Below are 2,133 nucleotides of genomic sequence, written 5' to 3' on the forward strand. Positions count from 1 at the left end.
CGTGAGACCCACAGGTCGGACAGGTCATCTCGATGGTCATGCGCTGGTCTCCCCGGTTATTGTGGTGGTGTAGCCTAATGTTCCTCTGTCCCGTGCATTAATGCACTACCGGAAATTTTCCGTCATTTACTCAAGCAATAAGGGCGATCGCCCTCTAAAACTCTAGTAGCCTCCAAAAAAAATGCCCTGAGCTATTCTAAAATCACTCAGGGTGAACCCAATGTGCAACTCTGGGACTAACAGCAGATATAGCTGTTGCCAGCTAGCTTAGGACATGGACATTTTGGTGGGGCGGCTTCGCCGCCCCACCAAAATGTCCTAACCGATATGGCTAGCACTATAACAACCATCAATGCCTTAACTACAGCAACCCTGCATTCCCCAAACCGAGGATCATCCCTGCACCGAGGAGGTGTCCAAAGCTAGCCGTCGCCAATAGTTCAGGAATCCCAAATCCGGTGAAGATCGCGGGCAGTTCGACGGGAAGCTTTGGCCCGACACCGCGTTGCTGAATCGCATAGTAGCCAATCACAATCGCAAAGACATTGCAGGTGATCATGATTGCGGCGACACTGGGAGACCACGCTGGCGTGGAGGGAACGGCGGCAAGAAGTAGAGAATTCATTAAAGCTTGCGCTCCTTATACTGTGATTCAACCATCCTTCAGATCAACAGAGGACAAGGCTAAACGAATGCCCGAAACTGCCCGCTAGTTGACGCTTGAAGAATTCAAAGACCATGAAAGCGATCGCCCATCCAGAAAAACTCGAGGAACGGAAGGTACACCTTCATCCTCCTCCACTGAACGCGACGATAGCAGGTATGAAAACTTGTAAGAATTATAGAAATAACCTTGCAGAAATTTGGGTTTTGTTGAAAGAGTTAATAGTTTGTGGCGGAGGCTGAAAGTGCTAGGATGAAGCCTGCACAGGGCATGAGAGCTAAGTTTCCCCACGTTACAGCAGGAGCGATCGCACACCATGAAGGTTAAGATTTGTGGCATTACGCAGCCAGACCAAGGACGGGCGATCGCCCAACTGGGAGCCGATGCCTTGGGGTTTATCTGTGTGCGATCGTCGCCGCGATACGTGATGCCAGTCCAGATCCACCGCGTGATTGCGGGGATGTCCGATCTGGCATCCGAGCCTGGGTATGTAGGCGTCTTTGCCAATGCTCCCGTAGAGGAGATCGTAGATGTAGTCGCGCAGTCGGGCGTGAACGCAGTTCAACTCCACGGGCAGGAATCTCCAGCATTCTGTGAGCAGCTTCGTGCCGCCTTGCCAGGAATGATGCTGATCAAAGCCTTTCGGATTCGAGTTGCAGAGGATCTATGTTCCCTTAATGCCTTTACTCCCCAGGTGGATGCGCTGCTATTGGATGCCTATCACCCTCATCTGTTGGGCGGAACCGGAAAGACCCTGGATTGGGCAGCTTTACACCAGTTTCAGCCCGATCGCCCCTGGTTTTTGGCAGGTGGCCTAACCCCTGAAAATGTGCAGGATGCCCTAAGCCAGCTTCAGCCCAACTGGATTGATCTATCGAGTGGGGTTGAGCGATCGCCCGGTGACAAAGATTTAACAAAAGTGGCAAAGCTATTTGAGGCACTAATGTTTCTCAATGCGTCCAAGAAGGCATAGACCGCTGGCGAGTGGAGGCCATCTTGGACCACCGCCGCCCGGATCACGCGCTCTAACGACACCGGCATGTGACGCACGCAGATTTCGGGATGGAGCGGTTCAGCCGCAAGGCGTGCCATAATCGTTGCCCCTAACCCCTGTCTGACCATATTGACAATGGTGGAGTCTTCCCGGATTTCATAGGCGGGCGTAAAGGCTTGGCCAACGCGGCGGAGATGGTTCTGAATCAGCGTCCAGCAGTAGTCTCCCTCTGGCGGCAGAATCAGCGGATAGGTGGCAAGTTCCTCCCAACTGATGACGGTATTGGAAACCCCTGTATGGGGCGGCAGCAGCACCACGTACTCATCCCGCAGCAGTTCCCAGGTGTCCAACTCATCGCCAATGGGCATACAGATAATGCCGAGATCCGCTTGCCCTGACCTCAACGCTTGTTCCACCCCTTCGTCGCCGCGATGCTCCATAATGCTGACGGTAATCCCCGGAAACCGCTTGCGGA

General features: G+C 53.4%; 2 protein-coding genes. One reads left to right on the plus strand and one right to left on the minus strand.

Annotated features, from left to right (window positions below; all coding sequences use genetic code 11):
• Positions 1–361: 361 nt before the first annotated feature.
• On the minus strand, positions 362–625 hold the full coding sequence (psaK, locus tag IGR76_18155) for a photosystem I reaction center subunit PsaK (GenBank protein MBF2080380.1): 264 nt from the start codon (positions 623–625) through the stop codon (positions 362–364).
• A 355-nt stretch (positions 626–980) separates the two neighbouring features.
• Between psaK and IGR76_18160 the strand changes: the two genes are divergently transcribed.
• Positions 981–1,637 (plus strand): phosphoribosylanthranilate isomerase, encoded by a 657-nt coding sequence (locus tag IGR76_18160; GenBank protein MBF2080381.1) that lies wholly within the window; start codon positions 981–983, stop codon positions 1,635–1,637.
• Positions 1,638–2,133 lie beyond the last annotated feature (496 nt).

It is taken from the genome of Synechococcales cyanobacterium T60_A2020_003 (assembly GCA_015272205.1).
Classification (GTDB): domain Bacteria; phylum Cyanobacteriota; class Cyanobacteriia; order RECH01; family RECH01; genus JACYMB01.

What these genes read in the sequence shown, in the direction of transcription:
- psaK (MBF2080380.1), bottom strand. Translation starts at nt 625, where the DNA reads ATGAATTCTCTACTTCTTGCCGCCGTTCCCTCCACGCCAGCGTGGTCT.
- IGR76_18160 (MBF2080381.1), top strand. Translation starts at nt 981, where the DNA reads ATGAAGGTTAAGATTTGTGGCATTACGCAGCCAGACCAAGGACGGGCG.